This is a genomic window from Paracoccus niistensis, assembly GCF_042432925.1.
Lineage (GTDB): Bacteria > Pseudomonadota > Alphaproteobacteria > Rhodobacterales > Rhodobacteraceae > Paracoccus > Paracoccus niistensis.
Map to the genome: position 1 here is coordinate 38515 of NZ_JBHLWE010000004.1, position 15954 is coordinate 54468.

16 protein-coding genes are annotated in these 15954 nt (G+C 66.6%); 9 read left to right on the top strand and 7 right to left on the bottom strand.

All coding sequences use genetic code 11. The features are described 5' to 3' along the window. Positions 1–18: 18 nt before the first annotated feature. Positions 19–903 (top strand): glutathione-dependent disulfide-bond oxidoreductase, encoded by an 885-nt coding sequence (yghU, locus tag ACFFII_RS01245; protein ID WP_377697066.1) that lies wholly within the window; start codon positions 19–21, stop codon positions 901–903. A gap of 256 nt (positions 904–1159) precedes the next feature. Here the strand turns inward: yghU and ACFFII_RS01250 are convergent, their stop codons facing one another. From ACFFII_RS01250 to ACFFII_RS01275, 6 genes are read right to left on the bottom strand one after another with little or no spacing between them, the layout of a single operon-like run. Next, complete coding sequence (locus tag ACFFII_RS01250; RefSeq protein WP_377697067.1) at positions 1160–1915, bottom strand: SDR family NAD(P)-dependent oxidoreductase; 756 nt, start codon at positions 1913–1915, stop codon at positions 1160–1162. Then, on the bottom strand, positions 1912–3222 hold the full coding sequence (gene hisD / locus ACFFII_RS01255) for a histidinol dehydrogenase (RefSeq protein WP_377697068.1): 1311 nt from the start codon (positions 3220–3222) through the stop codon (positions 1912–1914). Before hisD ends, ACFFII_RS01250 begins: the two co-directional genes overlap by 4 nt. A gap of 10 nt (positions 3223–3232) precedes the next feature. Further along, positions 3233–4000, bottom strand: coding sequence for an SDR family oxidoreductase (locus tag ACFFII_RS01260; RefSeq protein WP_377697069.1), 768 nt, complete (start codon positions 3998–4000; stop codon positions 3233–3235). A 12-nt stretch (positions 4001–4012) separates the two neighbouring features. Next, on the bottom strand, positions 4013–5281 hold the full coding sequence (locus ACFFII_RS01265) for a TRAP transporter large permease (RefSeq protein WP_377697070.1): 1269 nt from the start codon (positions 5279–5281) through the stop codon (positions 4013–4015). Further along, positions 5278–5778 (bottom strand): TRAP transporter small permease, encoded by a 501-nt coding sequence (locus ACFFII_RS01270; RefSeq protein WP_377697071.1) that lies wholly within the window; start codon positions 5776–5778, stop codon positions 5278–5280. The genes ACFFII_RS01265 and ACFFII_RS01270 overlap by 4 nt, the downstream gene beginning before the upstream one ends. A 53-nt stretch (positions 5779–5831) precedes the next feature. Further along, positions 5832–6818 carry a TRAP transporter substrate-binding protein gene (locus ACFFII_RS01275; RefSeq protein ID WP_377697072.1) on the bottom strand — a complete coding sequence of 329 codons (987 nt, stop codon included), beginning with the start codon at positions 6816–6818 and terminating at the stop codon, positions 5832–5834. 188 nt (positions 6819–7006) lie between these two features. Between ACFFII_RS01275 and ACFFII_RS01280 the strand changes: the two genes are divergently transcribed. Genes ACFFII_RS01280 through kce form a run of 3 tightly spaced genes read left to right on the top strand, consistent with a single transcriptional unit; the run spans position 7007 to position 9611 of the window. Next, complete coding sequence (locus tag ACFFII_RS01280; RefSeq protein WP_377697074.1) at positions 7007–7735, top strand: GntR family transcriptional regulator; 729 nt, start codon at positions 7007–7009, stop codon at positions 7733–7735. A gap of 29 nt (positions 7736–7764) precedes the next feature. Continuing rightward, complete coding sequence (locus tag ACFFII_RS01285) at positions 7765–8676, top strand: 3-hydroxyacyl-CoA dehydrogenase (RefSeq protein ID WP_377697075.1); 912 nt, start codon at positions 7765–7767, stop codon at positions 8674–8676. Positions 8677–8678: 2 nt separating this feature from the next. Then, a complete protein-coding gene (gene kce / locus ACFFII_RS01290; protein WP_377697076.1) occupies positions 8679–9611 on the top strand; it encodes a 3,5-dioxohexanoate:acetyl-CoA acetone transferase in 933 nt (310 codons plus the stop codon). Between the two features lie 316 nt (positions 9612–9927). Here kce and ACFFII_RS01295 read toward each other — a convergent pair whose 3' ends face one another. After that, entirely contained in the window at positions 9928–10614 is a 687-nt protein-coding gene (locus ACFFII_RS01295; RefSeq protein WP_377697077.1) for a FadR/GntR family transcriptional regulator, read from the bottom strand. A 144-nt stretch (positions 10615–10758) separates the two neighbouring features. On the opposite strand from ACFFII_RS01295, the gene ACFFII_RS01300 reads away from it, so the two are divergent. The 5 genes from ACFFII_RS01300 to hydA all read left to right on the top strand — a co-directional run bounded on the left by ACFFII_RS01300 (position 10759) and on the right by hydA (position 15719). Further along, positions 10759–11553: a basic amino acid ABC transporter substrate-binding protein gene (locus ACFFII_RS01300; protein WP_377697078.1), complete on the top strand. Its 795-nt coding sequence runs from the start codon at positions 10759–10761 to the stop codon at positions 11551–11553. A 61-nt stretch (positions 11554–11614) separates the two neighbouring features. Then, positions 11615–12286, top strand: a complete 672-nt coding sequence (locus tag ACFFII_RS01305) for an amino acid ABC transporter permease (RefSeq protein WP_377697079.1) — start codon at positions 11615–11617, stop codon at positions 12284–12286. A 1-nt stretch (position 12287) separates the two neighbouring features. Then, on the top strand, positions 12288–13025 hold the full coding sequence (locus ACFFII_RS01310; RefSeq protein ID WP_377697080.1) for an amino acid ABC transporter ATP-binding protein: 738 nt from the start codon (positions 12288–12290) through the stop codon (positions 13023–13025). 13 nt (positions 13026–13038) lie between these two features. Further along, positions 13039–14280 carry a cysteine desulfurase-like protein gene (locus tag ACFFII_RS01315; RefSeq protein ID WP_377697081.1) on the top strand — a complete coding sequence of 414 codons (1242 nt, stop codon included), beginning with the start codon at positions 13039–13041 and terminating at the stop codon, positions 14278–14280. Continuing rightward, positions 14277–15719: a dihydropyrimidinase gene (hydA, locus tag ACFFII_RS01320; protein WP_377697082.1), complete on the top strand. Its 1443-nt coding sequence runs from the start codon at positions 14277–14279 to the stop codon at positions 15717–15719. Before ACFFII_RS01315 ends, hydA begins: the two co-directional genes overlap by 4 nt. Positions 15720–15954: the final 235 nt, after the last annotated feature.

Here is a 15954-nt window from a genome sequence, read left to right on the forward strand (position 1 = left end):
CAATGGAAGGAACGTCGAATGGGAGACGAGCAGGGCTATGTCCCGCCGAAGGTCTGGGTGTGGGATCAGGAAAGCGGCGGAAGGTTCGCCTCGATCAACCGCCCCGCTGCCGGCCCGACGCATGACCGCCCCCTGAATGTGGGGCGGCATCCGCTTCAGCTTTACTCGATGGGCACGCCCAATGGCGTGAAGGTCACCATCATGCTGGAGGAACTGCTCGAGGCGGGCCACGAGGGGGCCGAATACGACGCCTGGCTGATCCGGATCGGCGACGGCGACCAGTTCGGCAGCGGCTTCGTCGAGGTGAACCCCAATTCGAAGATCCCGGTGCTGGTGGACCGGAGCGGCCCTGTTCCGGTGCCGGTCTTCGAATCCGGCGCGATCCTCGTCTACCTGGCCGAGAAGTTCGGCGCCTTCCTTCCCGCCGAGGGCGCCGCGCGGGCGGCCTGCCTGTCCTGGCTGTTCTGGCAGGTGGGCAGCGGGCCATACCTCGGCGGCGGCTTCGGCCATTTTTACGCCTATGCCCCCGAAAAATTCGAATACCCGATCAACCGCTTCGCCATGGAAACCAAGCGGCAGCTTGACGTGCTGGACCGCCGCCTGGCCACAAGCGAATATGTCGGCGGGCCCGAGTTCACCATCGCCGACATGGCGATCTGGCCCTGGTACGGCCAGCTGGCACGAGGTGAGCTTTATGACGCCGGAGAGTTCCTGCAGGTGCAGGACTATCGCCCTCTCCAGCGCTGGACCGAGCAGGTCTGGGCCCGGCCTGCGGTGCAGCGCGGCTACATGGTGAACCGCGTCAGCGGCGACCCGTCCACCCAGCTTCTCGAGCGCCACGACAAGGGCGACTTCGAGTCCCTGAAGCGCAGTGCCAGCGGCGACCGCGATGAAAGGGCCTGAGGCCGGGACCCGGGACATGGCATGAAAGGGCGAGGCGGTCCGCCCCATCGATCCCCTGCCTGCCCGACGGGCGGGCAGTTCGCGCCTGCGGCGACAAGCTCCGCCCGCGCAGGCTTGCCGCCTGCAAGGACCTGCGCCCTGCAGGTTGCGGCAGGGACGTTTCAGGTGGGCGACACCCGTGAATGCCGCCGAGCATTGCGCGGAAACCAAAGGCCCCTGCCCCGTCCTTGCGCCCACCTGATCCGGTCTCAGCAGACTACTCCGCCGTCCACCCGCCATCGACCATGAGGGCCGAGCCCGTGGTCAGCGCCGAGGCGTCCGAGGCGAGGAAGACCGCCGCGCCCACGATATCCTGCACCTGACCGAGCCGTCCCAGCTTGATCTTGCCAAGCACCTCCTGGTGGAAGGCCTTGTCGGTGAAATAGGGCTGCGTCAGGGGTGTCTCGATGAAGGTCGGGCAGATGGTGTTCACCCGGATTCCTTGCGGACCCAGCTCGATCGCCATGGACTTGGAAAAGCCCTCGATCGCCCATTTCGAGGCGCAGTAGATGCTGCGCTTCGCCGCGCCGATATGGCCCATCTGCGAGGACATGTTGATGATCGACCCGCCCCGCCCCGCCTTGACCATGCCGCGCGCGACCGCCTGCGCGGCAAAGACCGCGGCCCTGAGGTTCAGGCCGATGATCAGGTCGAACTCCTCTTCCGTGACATCCTGCACCAGCGCGGGCCGGTTCGTGCCCGCGTTGTTGACGAAGATGTCGAAGGGTTCGCGCGCGTCGATCTCGCGGGCGAAGGCGCGGGTGTCCGTCACGTCAAGTGCCAGGGTGTCGGCGCTGCCGCCCGCGGCGACGATCGCCTCGGCCGCCTCGGTGATCTCGGAAGCCGAGCGGGCGCAGAGCGTGACCGTCGCCCCGGCCGAGGCCAGCGCCTCGGCCACCCCGCGTCCGATGCCGCGGCCGGCCCCGGTGACCAGGGCTCGCTTGCCGGTCAGATCGAAATTCGCCCGCATCATTCCGCGGCACCTCCATAGGGAATGTTCGCCCCGCCATGGCGGCGGACGCGGATATTGGCCTGTTCGGCATGGCCGACGAAGCCTTCGAGCAGGCACAGGCGCGAGCAATAGGCGCCGATCTCGGCCGCCGCTTCGTCGGTGGTGATGCGCTGGTAGGTATGGGTCTTGAGGAACTTGCCCACCCACAGCCCGCCGGTATAGCGCCCCGCCTTGCGCGTCGGCAGCGTATGGTTCGTCCCGATGACCTTGTCGCCATTCGCGACATTGGTGCGCGCCCCGAGGAACAGCGCGCCGTAGGAGGTCATGTGGTCCAGATACCAGTCGTCGCGGTCGGTCATCACCTGCACATGCTCGCTGGCGATGTCATTGGCGACCTGAAGCATCTCGTCATGGCTGTCGCAGAGGATCACCTCGCCATAATCGCGCCAGCTTGCGGATGCGGTCTCGGCGGTGGGCAGGATCTGCAGCAGCCGTTCCACTTCGGCCATCGTGCCTTCGGCCAGCGCGCGCGAGTTCGTGACCAGCACGGCGGGGCTGTTGTAGCCATGCTCGGCCTGCCCCAGCAGATCGGTGGCGCAAAGCTCGGCGTCCACGCTGTCGTCGGCGATCACCATGGTCTCGGTCGGACCCGCGAACAGGTCGATGCCGACGCGGCCGTAAAGCTGGCGCTTGGCCTCGGCCACGAAGGCGTTGCCCGGGCCGACCAGCATGTGGACGGGCTGGATGCTTTCGGTCCCCAGCGCCATTGCGCCGATGGCCTGGATGCCGCCGAGGACATAGATCTCATGCGCGCCGGCCAGGTGCATGGCCGCGATCACCGCCGGGTTGGGGCGCCCCTTGAACGGCGGCGTGCAGGCGACGATCCGCGGCACGCCCGCGACGCTGGCCGTCAGCACCGACATGTGCGCGGAGGCCACCATCGGGAACTTGCCGCCGGGCACGTAGCAGCCGACCGACTGCACCGGGATGTTCCTGTGGCCCAGGATCACGCCGGGACGCGTCTCGACCTCGATGTCCTGCATCGAGGCGCGCTGAGCCTCGGCAAAACGGCGGATCTGGGACTGGGCGAAGCGGATGTCCTCCAGCTCGCGCGGGCTCAGTTCCGCGATCAGGGCGTCGATCTGTTCCTGCGACAGCCGGAAGCTGTCGGGGGCGTAGCTGTCGAACTTCTGGCTCAGCTCCCGGACGGCGGCATCGCCGCGCGTCCCGATGTCCTTCAGCGTGGCCTCGACGGTGGCGCGGGTGCGGCTGTCGTCTTGGTCGCGTTCCGCGTCGGACTTTCCGCGCTTGAGATATGTGATCGCCATTCCTGCCCCCTTACCCCAGCATTCCGGTATCGCCGCAGACCGAGATCGCCTGCCCCGAGATCGTGCGGGCGCGCGGGCTTGCCAGATACAGGATCTGGTCTGCGATCTGCTGCGGCGTGACGTATTCCTTGATCGAGGTGTGCGAGAACGCCTCGCTTTCGGCCTGTTCGAAGCTGATGCCGCGGGCATCGGCACGCGATTGCAGCACGCGCCGCTGACGCTCGCCCGCGACCAGCCCGGGCAGGATCGCGTTCACCCGGATCCCGTCCCCGCCCAGTTCCATCGCCATGGACCGGGTCAGGCCGATCACCCCCCATTTCGCCGCCGCATAGGGGCTGCGCAGCCTGAAGCCCAGGCGTCCCGCCAGCGAAGAGATGTTGACGATCGACGGGTTGGCGCTGTTCCGCAGATGCGGAACGGCCCGGCCCGTGGTGACGAACTGGCTTGTCAGGCAGATGTCGAGGCATTGCCGGACGGCGTCTAGCTCCAGTTCCTCGATCCGGCCGGTCGGCCCCGCGATGCCGGCGTTGTTGACGAGGCAGTCGAGCCCCCCCAGCGCCGCGATGGCGTCGTCCATGAAGCCCGCCAGCGCGGCTGCGTCCTGCACGTCCACGCGGCGGCGGAACACGCCCTCGGGAAGCGTCGCCAGACCCGCCTCGTCGATGTCGCAGGTGGCGACCTGGGCGCCCTCGGCCAGGAAGGCGTCCACGATGGCGCGGCCGATGCCGCCCGCGCCTGCCGTGACGATGATGCGGGCCTTGCCCAGTGAAAGATCCATGTGCGTTTTTCCTTATCGGCCCGTGAAGACCAGCGAGAGCCAGGGCAGGAAGCTGATGATGGCAAGGTCGACCAGCAGGATGATCACGAAGGGCACCACCGCCCGGGCGATCTGCGGAATGCCGATCCCTGCGATCTGCGACGCGATGAACAGGTTCAGCCCGACGGGCGGCGTGAACATCCCCATGGCGAGGTTCACCACCATGATGACACCGAAATGCACCGGGTCGATGCCGAAGCTGAGCGCGATGGGCAGCAGGATCGGGGTAAAGATCAGGATGGCGGCCGCGGCCTCCAGGAACATGCCGACAACGAGCAGCAGAAGGTTGACCAGGATGATGAACATCCAGGCGCTGTCGATGGCCCCGATCACGTATTCGGAAATGACTGTCGGCACCTGCAGCGACAGGATGATCCGGCCGTAAAGTCCGGCTGCCGCGATGATCGACAGCACGACGGCCGAAGTGATGGCGCTGTCCCGCATGATCAGGGGAATCTCGCGCAGCGGCAGCTCACGATAGATGATGCCGCCGACCAGCAGAGAATAGACGACCGCGACGACCGCGGCCTCGGTCGGGGTGACGATGCCACCGTAGATCCCGCCGAGGATCAGCGTGGGCATCAGCAGGGCCAGGATGGCCGACCGGCCGGCGCTGACCACGCTGCCGACGCTGGTCGGTTCCTCGACCGGCATGTGCAGATTGCTGGCGTGGATGCGCGCATAGATCAGAAGCGAGACCACGACTACGAGACCCGGCAGGAAGCCGGCCATGAACATGTCGCCCACGGACTGGTTGGCCGAGATCGCGTAAAGGATCATCGGAATGCTGGGCGGGATGATGACGCCAAGCGCCCCTGCCGCTGCCTGGTTCGCGGCAGCAAAGGGCTTGCCGTAACCCTGAGCCGCCATGGCGGGGATCAGGATGGCACCCACGGCGGCGGTTGTCGCCGCGCCCGAGCCCGAAATGGCCGCGAAGAAGGCCGAGGTCACGATCGCGACCATCGCCAGCCCGCCCGTGGTGCTGCCGACCAGCGTCTTCGAGAAATCGACCAGTCGCTTCGAGATCCCGCCCGCCTGCATCAGGTTTCCGGCAAGGATGAAGAAGGGGATCGCCAGCAGCGGGAACGAGTTGACCGACCGGATCATCTCCTGCGGGGCGATCAGCAGGGGCATGATGTCGCCCTGCCAGATGGTCACCACGGCCGCGAGGCCCAGCGCGAAGGTGACGGGGACGCCGATCAGCAGAAGCAGAAGCAGAAGCCCGAACAGAAGCGCGATCATGCGGCAGCATCCTTCTTGCCGGAGAAGTCGTCCGCGATGATGGCCAGCGCGTTCAGGAAGATCAGCGCCGCCCCTGCGGGCATTGCCCCGTAAAGCCAGGCCATCGAGACGCGAGTGCTGGGCGCGGTCTGCGTGGCCACCCGCTCGGTGATCGCAAGGCCATACTTGAGCAGGACAAAGGCGAAGGTGCAGGACGCCACAGCGATCAGCAGATGGACGACCCGGCTGACCCTCGGCCCCGACATGGACGTCAGCAGATCGACCGCGATCAGCGAGCCCTGCCGATAGGCATAGGCCGCCCCCAGCATCGTCATCCAGACCATCGAGAAGCGCGAGACTTCCTCGGAAAAGGTCAGCGAGTTGCCCATCACGTAGCGGGCGAAGACCTGCCAGCTGATCAGGACCGTCATCACCAGCATCAGCGCGGCGAGAAGCCAGCCGACAAGCCAGTTTATGCCGTCCACCGTGCGGACGACCTTGCGCAGCGCATCACGCATCTGCGACCTCCTGAGGGAATGTAGGAAATGGGGGGCTTCCGCCCCCCTTGTCGTTACTGCGCCGCCTGGAAGTTCGCCGCGGCGTCGACCAGCTCGGTCCCGACGGTGTCCTTCCACTTGTCGATGACCGGCTGCACCGCCTCGCGGAAGGGCGCGAGATCGGGACGGGTGACCTCCATCCCGAGGGCTTCCAGCTCGCCCACCAGACGCTCATCCATCTCGCGCGAAGCCGCGCGCTGGACCGGCGTCGCGATCCTGGCCGCTTCAAGGACGATGGCCTGATCCTCGGGCGAGAGAGAGTCGAAAAGCTGCGCGCCGATCATCAGCGGGGCCGGCGAATAGACGTGCTGGGTCATGGCCAGGTAGTCCTGAACCTCGTTGAACTTGACGTCGTAGATCGTCGGGATCGGGTTTTCCTGGCTTTCCATCACGCCCTGCTGCAGCGCGGTGAAGACCTCGGTCCAGGCCATGGGGGCGGCATTCGCGCCAAGCGCCGTCCAGGTATCCACCTGAACGCTGCTTTCCTGCGTCCGGTGCTTGATGCCCTTCAGGTCTTCCAGCGCATTGATCGGGCGGACGCTGTTGGTCTCGTAGCGGAAGCCGTTTTCCATCCAGCCGATGATCTTGACCCCGGCCGCGTCCTGCAGCCGCTGGGCCAGCGCATCGCCATGCTCGCTGTCAAGGAAGCCGTGGGCATGGGCATGGTCGCGGAAGATGTAGGGCAGGTCGAACAGCAGGAACTCGTTCGTGAATCCGCCCATCGGGCCGGTCGAGGTGACGCCCATGTCGATCAGGCCAAGCCCGATGCCTTCGACCACCTCGCGCTCGGCGCCCAGTGCGTTGTCGTAATGAGGGCGGATCTTGAGCCGCCCTTCCGACAGGCGCTCCAGCTCCTCGCCGAACTTGTGGACGCCGACGGCATGATGCGACTGCGCGCCAAGCGCCAAACTGACGTCGAACGTGCGGCTTTCCTGCGCCAGCGCGGTCGACCCCAGCAGAGCCATGACGGTCGTGATTCCCATGATGTTGAAGTGCCGCATTTTCAGGACCTCCCCTCCTTCAAGCTGCGTAACAAGGCTCATCAAAGCCCCAAATCCGTGATCTCGGTTACGCTAGTTTCCAAACCTTGGCCCCGTCAACCCACAAATATACCTATTATTTGCTGGACATTAGTTGAACTGAGGATCAGTTTGCATCGAAACTGAGATCACACTCTGGGGGAGGAGACATGATCCGGGGCAGTGAATCAGACAGCTGGTCCCGGCTGGGACCCCTGACCTTTGACGAAGGCACGACGGCCCAGGCGCAGGTCTATGCGCGGCTGCGGGACGCACTGATCAGCGGCTATTTCCGCCCGGGCGAGGAAATCAGCCTGCGCCGCGCCTCGACTGCGCTCGGCACCAGCGTGACCCCTGTCCGCGAGGCCCTGCGCCAGCTGGAAAGCGACGGCGGGCTCGAGGTTTTCGGCGGCAACCGCGTCCTGCGTGTGCCGGTCCTGTCGGAAGCCGAGCTCATCGACATCCGCGACATCCGCATCAACCTGGAAAGCCTTGCGGCCGCCCAGGCGCTTGACGGCATCGGGCCTTCGCAGATGCGGCTCATCTCGAACGCCTGCACCGTCATGCAGCGTGCAGCCGACACAGGCGATGCGGACCTCTACCTGGAAAGCAACTGGCGCTTCCATTCGCTGATCTACCGCGCGGCCGCGCGCCCGATCCTGATGGGCGTGATCGAGCGGATGTGGCTGCGCGTCGGCCCCCTGATCCGGCTGGCGGTCACGGCCCCGAACCACTTCGGCCGCTCGATGGAAAGCCACCGCGCCGCCGAGCTTGCCCTGCGCGAGCGCGATGCTTCGGCCCTGCAGGCCGCCATCATCCGCGACATTTCCGATGCAGCGTCCGATCTGGGCCGGACGCTGCGCGACTACGGGCCGGCAAAAACTGCCGGCAAGGCTTGAGCCCCTGGAACGGGAGAAGGATCGATAACATGGCAAAGACCGTTTCCATCATCGGCTGCGGCCTGATCGGCAGAGCCTGGACCATCGTCTTTGCAAGGGCGGGACTGGAGGTCCGCGTGTGGGACGCCGACCCCGCAGCCCTGGCAAGCGCGATGGACAGGCTGCAGGAGACCTGCGTCGAGGCGGGCGAAGACCCCTCGATCCTGGCACGCGTCACGATCGCAGCGGACATGCAGTCGGCGCTGGAAGGCGCGGAATGGGTGCAGGAAAACGGCCCCGAGCGGATCGAGATCAAGCGCCGCATCTATGCCGATCTCGACCGGCTGGCGGCGCCGGACACGATCCTCGCCTCCTCCAGTTCGGCCCTTGTCGCCTCGCAGTTCGCCGAAGGGCTCGACGGACGGCACCGCATCATCGTCGCCCATCCCGTGAACCCGCCCCATGTGATCCCGGTAGTCGAGCTCTGCCCTTCCCCGGACACGGCGCCCGAGGTCATGGATCGCGCCGAGGCGCTGATGCGGGATGCCCGGCAGGTTCCCGTGCGGCTGTCGCGCGAGATCGACGGCTTCGTCCTGAACCGCCTTCAGGCGGTTCTGCTCGCCGAGGCGCTTTCCCTGGTCGAACAGGGGATCGTCTCGCCTGAAGGCTTGGACGACACGGTCTGCCACGGCTTGGGGCGGCGCTGGACGCTGCTGGGGCCGCTCGCGACGATCAACCTGAACGCACCGGGCGGGGTCGCGGACTACCTCGACCGCTACGGCCCGACAATGGCGCGCCTCAGCGACAGCGCCGCGCGGGGCGAGGCGTTCACGCGCAAGGCCGGAGAGATCACCGCCGCGGCCCTGCCGGGCAGCGACCGGGTCGCCGAACTCAGCCGCAGCCGCGACAGGAAGCTGGCGGCGCTGGACAAGTTTCTGAAGTCCCTGAAGGAAGAGAAGTAAGCATGGCTGCCAAACGCAAGGTCATCATCACCTGCGCCGTCACGGGCGCGATCCACACTCCGTCGATGTCGGAACACCTGCCGGTCACGGCCTCGGAAATCGCCGAAGCGGCGATCGGGGCCGCCGAGGCGGGCGCAGCCGTCGTCCACCTTCACGCGCGCGATCCGCAGGACGGCCGCCCCGACCAGACCCCCGAGGCCTTTGCGCCCTTCCTGCAGGTAATCAAGCAGCGCACGGACTGCGTGGTCAACATCACCACTGGCGGCGCGCCGACCATGACCATCGAGGACCGGGTGCGCCCCGCCGCGACGTGGAAGCCGGAACTGGCGTCGCTGAACATGGGCTCGATGAACTTCGGCCTGTTCCCGATGCTCGCCCGCTTCGAGAGCAAGCTGAAGCACGAATGGGAACGCGAATACCTCGGCAACAAGGGGATCCTGTTCCGCAACACCTTCGCGGACATCGAGCACATCATCACCACTCTGGGCGCGAACGGCACCCGCTTCGAGTTCGAGTGCTACGACACCGCGCATCTTTACAACCTCAAGCACTTCCACGATGCCGGGCTGGTCAAGGGACCGCTGTTCATCCAGACAGTCTTCGGACTGATGGGCGGGATCGGCGCGCATTACGACGACGTCATGCACATGAAGCGCACGGCCGACCGGCTGTTCGGCGACCAGTACCGCTGGTCCGTCCTTGGCGCCGGCAAGAACCAGCTTCCGGTGGCGGCGATCGCGGCGGCGCTTGGCGGTCACGTCCGCGTCGGGCTCGAGGATTCGCTGTGGGCCGGCCCCGGCCGCCTGGCCATCAGCAACGCCGAACAGGTCACCGCCGTCCGGCAGATCATCGAGGGTCTGGGCCTCGAGATCGCGAGCCCGGACGAGGCGCGGGACATGCTGGCGCTCAAGGGCGCGGATACGGTCGGCTTCTGACACGTGACAAGGCCGGCCTGCCCGTCAGGCCGGTCCGTTCGGGGTTCGGGCCCTTCGGCCCGATGTTCCGAACCTAGGCCGCCTGGTTCCGGGCAGTGCCGGAACGATGCTTGGTGTATCACTCGATCAAGGACCCTTGCGCATCGGGCATGGGCCATGATGACTCCCTCATGCCGACGCGCTTCATGCCAAGGCTGGTTGACCCGATCAGTCCCTCACGTTTCACTGCCGCCGCAAGCCCGACGTCCTGCGAAGGGTCATGAAAACGGTCGCGGGGATCAGGATCAACCGCCTTCCCGGACGAGCGAAGTCTCAATCAAATCTGGACTCCAGCGCCGCGCGCGGTGTTGCGGACGTGATCGTGCATCCTTGCCCCTGCCGCCTGGCTGTCGCCACGTTCCAGCGCCTCGACGATCGTCCAGTGCTCGGCGATGGATTGCAGCATCCGGTCGGGGTTCGTGTTCGGGATGGGGTGGCGCTGGGTTTCGGTCACCAGTTGCCGGACCGTCCGGTAGAGGTTCGTCAGCATCCGGTTGGGGCAGGCCGTGGCGATGCCGAGGTGAAAGGCCAGGTCCGCCTCGACATGGGCCACCAGGTCTCCGGAGGTCCAGGCCTCCTCGAAGGCCTGGGCTGCGGCGTTCAGATCCGCAAGGACCGAGGGCGTCATGGCCGTCGCGGCAAGGCGGCACAGTTCCGCCTCGATCAGGATGCGTGTCTGGAAGACGTCCCGCAGGTCATGCGCGTCGTCATACCGCCAGGCAGGCAGGGCCGGGCGGGACGCAGGGTCCAGCACGAAGGTGCCGCGCGCGGGCAGGGTCTGCACGAGCCCCAGCGTCTCCAGCGTCAGCAGCGCCTCGCGCAGCGAAGGGCGCGACACGTTCAGTTGTTCCGCCAGCACCCGCTGCGAGGGAAGCTTCTGCCCCGGCTTCAACTCGCCTGACCGGATCATCTGCTGCAAACGACGGGCAATCGCCTCGGTCAGCGGACCCTTGTCCCACATCATGTCCGTCGTCCCCTCCTGCGGCACTTCCGGTCCCCCCTGCTGACCCGGCAACATAAATGTTGCAAAGCCTTCCTGCGCACGGCTCATTACTGGTCAGACCGGTTTGCCCGGTCAAACCAAAAACAAGTACAACGGGGAAGTATCATGCGCGGGAACAGAATGCGACGGCTGGGGCTGGCACTGGCGCTGCTGGCGGGCTCGGTGGGGGCTGCCGTGGCCCAGGACAAGCTGACGGTGGGCGCCAACATCGGCAACGTTCCGTGGGAGTTCCAGGACGACTCGGGCAAGTTCGTGGGCTTCGAGATCGACCTTGTCGCCGCCATCGCCGAGCGCCTGGGGGCCGAGGTCGAGACGGTGAACATCCCCTTCAACGGCCTGTTCTCGGCGGTGCAGTCGGGCCGCATCGACATCGCGACCTCGTCCATCACCATCACCGACGAGCGGCTGAAGTCGGTCAGCTTCGCGCAGCCCTATTACGACAGCGACCAGTCTCTGACCGTGGCCGAGGGCGGCCCCGCCTCGCTTGACGAGATGAAGGGCAAGGTCGTGGGCGTGGACACCGGCTCGACCGGCGACATGTGGGCCAGCGCGCAGCAGGCAACCTACGGCTTTGCCGAGATCCGTCGCTACGAGGGGCTGGCCCCGGCGATGCTGGATCTGACGGCAGGGCGGATCGACGGCTATATTTCCGACATTCCGGCGCTACTTTACTACGTCAAGGACAAGCCGAACCTGAAGGTCGTGGCGCGGATCGAGACGGGCGAGAAATACTCGATGATGTTCGCCAAGGACGCGGAATTGGCGACGCGCGTGAACACGGTGCTGGACGAGCTGAAGACCAGCGGGTTCATGGCCGAACTGCACGAGAAATGGTTCGGCGTGGCGCCCGACGCCGGCTCCTCGACCATCACCGTGCTGCCGATGCCTTCGCTGAACTGATCCGGGGCGCGCGGGTCCGGGGCGCGTCCCCGGGCCTGCGGAGCACCGGCATAGGAATTACATGGATCTTTTCGACACCTTTCTGAACGCCGAGGTCATGCGGCGCAGCATGCCCATGCTGATGCAGGGCCTGTGGATCACGCTGCAGCTTGGCCTGGCCAGCATCGTGGCGGGACTTGTCCTGGGACTGGGGCTGGCGATGGTCCGGCTTTACGCCGCGCCCCCCCTGCGGGTGCTTGCGCGAGTCTACATCGACATCTTCCGCTCGATCCCGCTGCTGGTTCTGCTGATCGTCGTCTATTACGCCCTGCCCTTCGTCGGCCTGCGCCTGTCGCCCTTCGTGTCGGCCATGTCGGCGCTGACGCTGGTGTCGGGCGCCTATACGGCCGAAATCTTCCGCGCGGGTATCGAGGCAATCCCGAAGGGCCAGTTCGAGGCCTCGGCCGCCCTGGGGCTCAGCCCGACGCAGACCATGGTGGACGTGATCCTGCCGCAGGCGGTCAAGATCGTCATTCCGCCGCTGACCAACAATTCGATCAACGTGGTCAAGGATACTGCGCTGGCCTCGGTCGTGGCGATGCCCGACCTGCTGAAGCAGGCCACGCAGGCGCAGGCGCTGGCTGCAAACCCGACGCCCCTGATCGTGGCGGCCGTGATCTACGTCGCGTTCCTGTGGCCCCTGGTCGCCGCCGTGTCGCGGATGGAACGCCGCTTTGCCGCAAGGAGGCGCTGAGATGCCCGGCTTTGTCAGCATCCGGAACCTGCGCAAATCCTATGGCACCTTCGAGGCGCTGAGAGGCATCGACCTCGACGTCGCCAAGGGCGAGGTCGTCTGCGTGATCGGCCCCTCGGGGTCGGGCAAGTCCACGCTGATCCGCTGCATCAACCGGCTGGAAGGCTTTTCCCCGGAAAGCGAGATCCGCGTGGACGGCATCCCCGTCGCCACGGGACGGGCGCTGGCCCGCGTCCGGGCCGAGGTGGGGATGGTCTTCCAGTCCTTCAACCTGTTCCCGCACCTGACCGTGCGCGAGAATGTCATGCTGGCCCCGCGCCGGGTGCGCGGCATTCCGCGCGCCGAGGCCGCGCGGCGGGCCGACCAGCTTCTGGCCCGCGTGGGCATCGCCAACCAGGCGGACAAGTATCCCGAGCACCTGTCGGGCGGCCAGCAGCAGCGCGTCGCCATCGCCCGCGCGCTGGCCATGGACCCGCAGGTGATGCTGTTCGACGAACCGACCAGCGCCCTTGACCCCGAGATGGTGGGCGAGGTGCTGGACGTGATGCGCGACCTCGCCCGCACCGGCGTCACCATGATCGTCGTCACCCACGAGATGGGCTTCGCCTCGCAGGTCGCCGACCGCGTGATCTTCATGGACGCGGGCCAGATCGTCGAGCAGGGCCCGCCCGCCCAGGTCCTTTCCAACCCCCTCGAGCCGCGCACCCCGAACTTCCTCGGTGCCGTGCTGAACCATTGAAGGCGAAGAACAGATGACATCTTTAGACATGGACCACGTCCGGTCTCAGTTTCCCAGGCTGCGCGACGACTGGGCCTTCTTCGACAATGCGGGCGGATCGCAGATCTGCCAGCCGGCGCTGGATCGGGTGGTCGAGTTCCTGACCCACCGCAACGTCCAGATCGGCGGCAGCTACGCGGTCTCGCAGGCCGCGGCCGAGGCGCTGCAAATGGGCCGCGAGGCCGCGCGGACGCTGGTCAACGCCGCCCGCCCCGAGGAAATCGTCTTCGGGCCCTCGACCACGGTGCTGCTGCAGAATCTCGCCACCGCCATGTGCAGCCAGTTCCGCCCGGGCGACGAGGTGATCGTCACCATGGCCGACCACGAAAGCAACATCGGCCCCTGGATGCGGCTGAAGGACCTCGGCGTGACCGTGAAGGTCTGGCCGCTGGATCCGCAGACGCAGGATCTGCAGCTGTCCGACCTCGCCCCCCTGATGACCGACCGCACGCGGCTGGTCTGCGTCACCCATGTGTCGAACATCCTGGGCAAGGTGCATCCGGTCGCCGACTTCGCCCGCTTCGTGCATGAGCGCGGCGCGCTGATCTGCGTTGACGGGGTCGCCTATGCGCCCCACCGGCTGATCGACGTGCGGGCCTGGGACGTCGATTACTATGTCTTCAGCCTCTACAAGGCCTACGGCCCGCATGGCGCGCTGATGTACGGGAAATACGACCTGCTGGCCGAGCTGGACGGGCTGTACCATTATTTTTACGGCAAGGACAAAGTCCCCGGAAAGCTGGAGCCCGGCAACCCCAGCTACGAATCCGCCTACAGCACCGACGGGATCGTGGACTACCTCACCACCCTTGCCCGCCATCACGGCGCCACCGGCGACCGCCGCGCGCTGGTCGCCGCCGCCTATGATCTGATCACCGCGCAGGAGGACATGCTGACCGACCGCCTGCTGTCCTGGCTGTCATCGCGCAACGATTGCCGCATCATCGGCGAGGCGGCGAACCAAGGCAGCACCCGCGTCCCCACCATCGCCTTCAAGTTCGACGGCCGGGATTCGGGCGAGATCGTTCGCGCGGTGGACGACCACGGTATCGCCATGCGCTTTGGCGATTTCCACTCGCGCCGTCTGGTCGAGCACCTGGGACAGGATCACGCGGGCGGCGTTCTGCGCGTCTCGATGGTGCATTACAACACGGTCGAGCAGGTGGACCGGCTGACCGAGGCGCTGACCTCGATCCTGGCCCGAGCGGCGGCATGACCGCGCTGGACCTCGTCATCCGGGGGGGAACAGTCGTCACCGCCGCGGACAGCTACCGCGCGGATGTCGGCGTTCGAGGCGGCCGCATCGCCGCGATCGGCGATGCCTTGACGGGGGCCGAGACGATCGACGCGGACGGCCTGCTGGTGCTGCCCGGCGGGATCGACGCCCATGTGCATCTGGACCAGCCGACTTCGGACGGCACGGTCATGGCGGACGACTTCGCCAGCGGCACGCGCTCGGCCGCGGCGGGCGGCAACACGACGGTCCTGCCTTTTGCCCTGCAGATCAGGGGTCAGTCCCTGCGCGCCTGCGTCGAGGACTATCACCGCAAGGCCGACGGCCGCTGCCACACGGACGTATCCTTCCACCTGATCATCAGCGATCCTAGCCCGCAGGTGCTGGGCCAGGAACTGCCGGCACTGGTGCGGGACGGCTACACCTCGTTCAAGGTCTTCATGACCTATGACGACCTGGTGCTGAACGACGCCCAGTTGCTGGACGTCTTCGAGGTCGCCCGGCGTGAGCGCGCCCTGGTCATGGTCCACGCCGAGGGGCATGATGCGATCAAGCACCTGACCCGCCGTCTTGAGGCCGAGGGCCGGACCGCCCCCTATTACCACGGTCAGGCCCATGCCCAGATAGCCGAACGCGAGGCGACCCACCGCGCCATCAGCCATGCCCAGCTGATCGACCTGCCCATCGTGATCGTCCATGTCTCGGGTCGAGAACCGATGGAGCAGATCCAGTGGGCGCGGGCGCGCGGACTCAAGGTCCACGCGGAAACCTGCCCGCAGTACATCGCGCTGACCGCCGACGACCTTCGCGGGCTGAACATGGATTTCGAGGGGGCGAAATACGTCTGCTCGCCCCCGCCGCGCGACACCGACAGCCAGGCAGCGATCTGGCAGGGGCTGCGCGACGGGACCTTCGACCTGTTCTCCTCGGACCACTGCCCCTTCCGCTTCGAGGGCCCGGCGGACACCGGCAAGAACAATCCCCGCGCCCGCACCTCGTTCCGCTGGGTGCCGAACGGCATCCCCGGCGTGGAAACCCGCTTGCCGATCCTGTTTTCCGAGGGCGTGTCCAAGGGCCGCATCACCCTGCAACGCTTCGTCGCGCTGACCTCGACGAACCCCGCGCGGCTTTACGGTCTGTATCCGCAGAAGGGCAGCATCGCCGTCGGTGCGGACGCCGACCTGACGCTGTGGAACCCGACCCTGACCCGCAGGATCCGGCAGGCCGACCTGAACCACGGCTGCGACTACACGCCTTATGAAGGGCTGGAGGTCACCGGCTGGCCGGTCCGCACCCTCCTGCGCGGGCGCGCCATCGCGCTGGACGGCGTCCCGATGGCCGAACCCACGGGGACCTACCTGCCCCGTGGAACCAGCGAGGCATTTGCGCAGGCAGGACATGGGCTGGCTCCGCCCCCCTGAACCGGCAGACGACCCCCGGCTACGCTGCGTCGGACCCTGCCCCTCAGCCTGACCGCATAGGCAGCAAAACGATCACTGTTGCCCTTGGCGACGGCGGCGAAGCGCCCCTGCCCTCTGCCGGTTTGCCTTGAACGGGCACGATCCTGTCCTGTCTGGGCAGGCTCAATGAACGCCCCTTTTGAAAGGCCATCGGCGCGCCTTGCTGCACAGTTGCCGGGATGCCTGTGTGGTACAG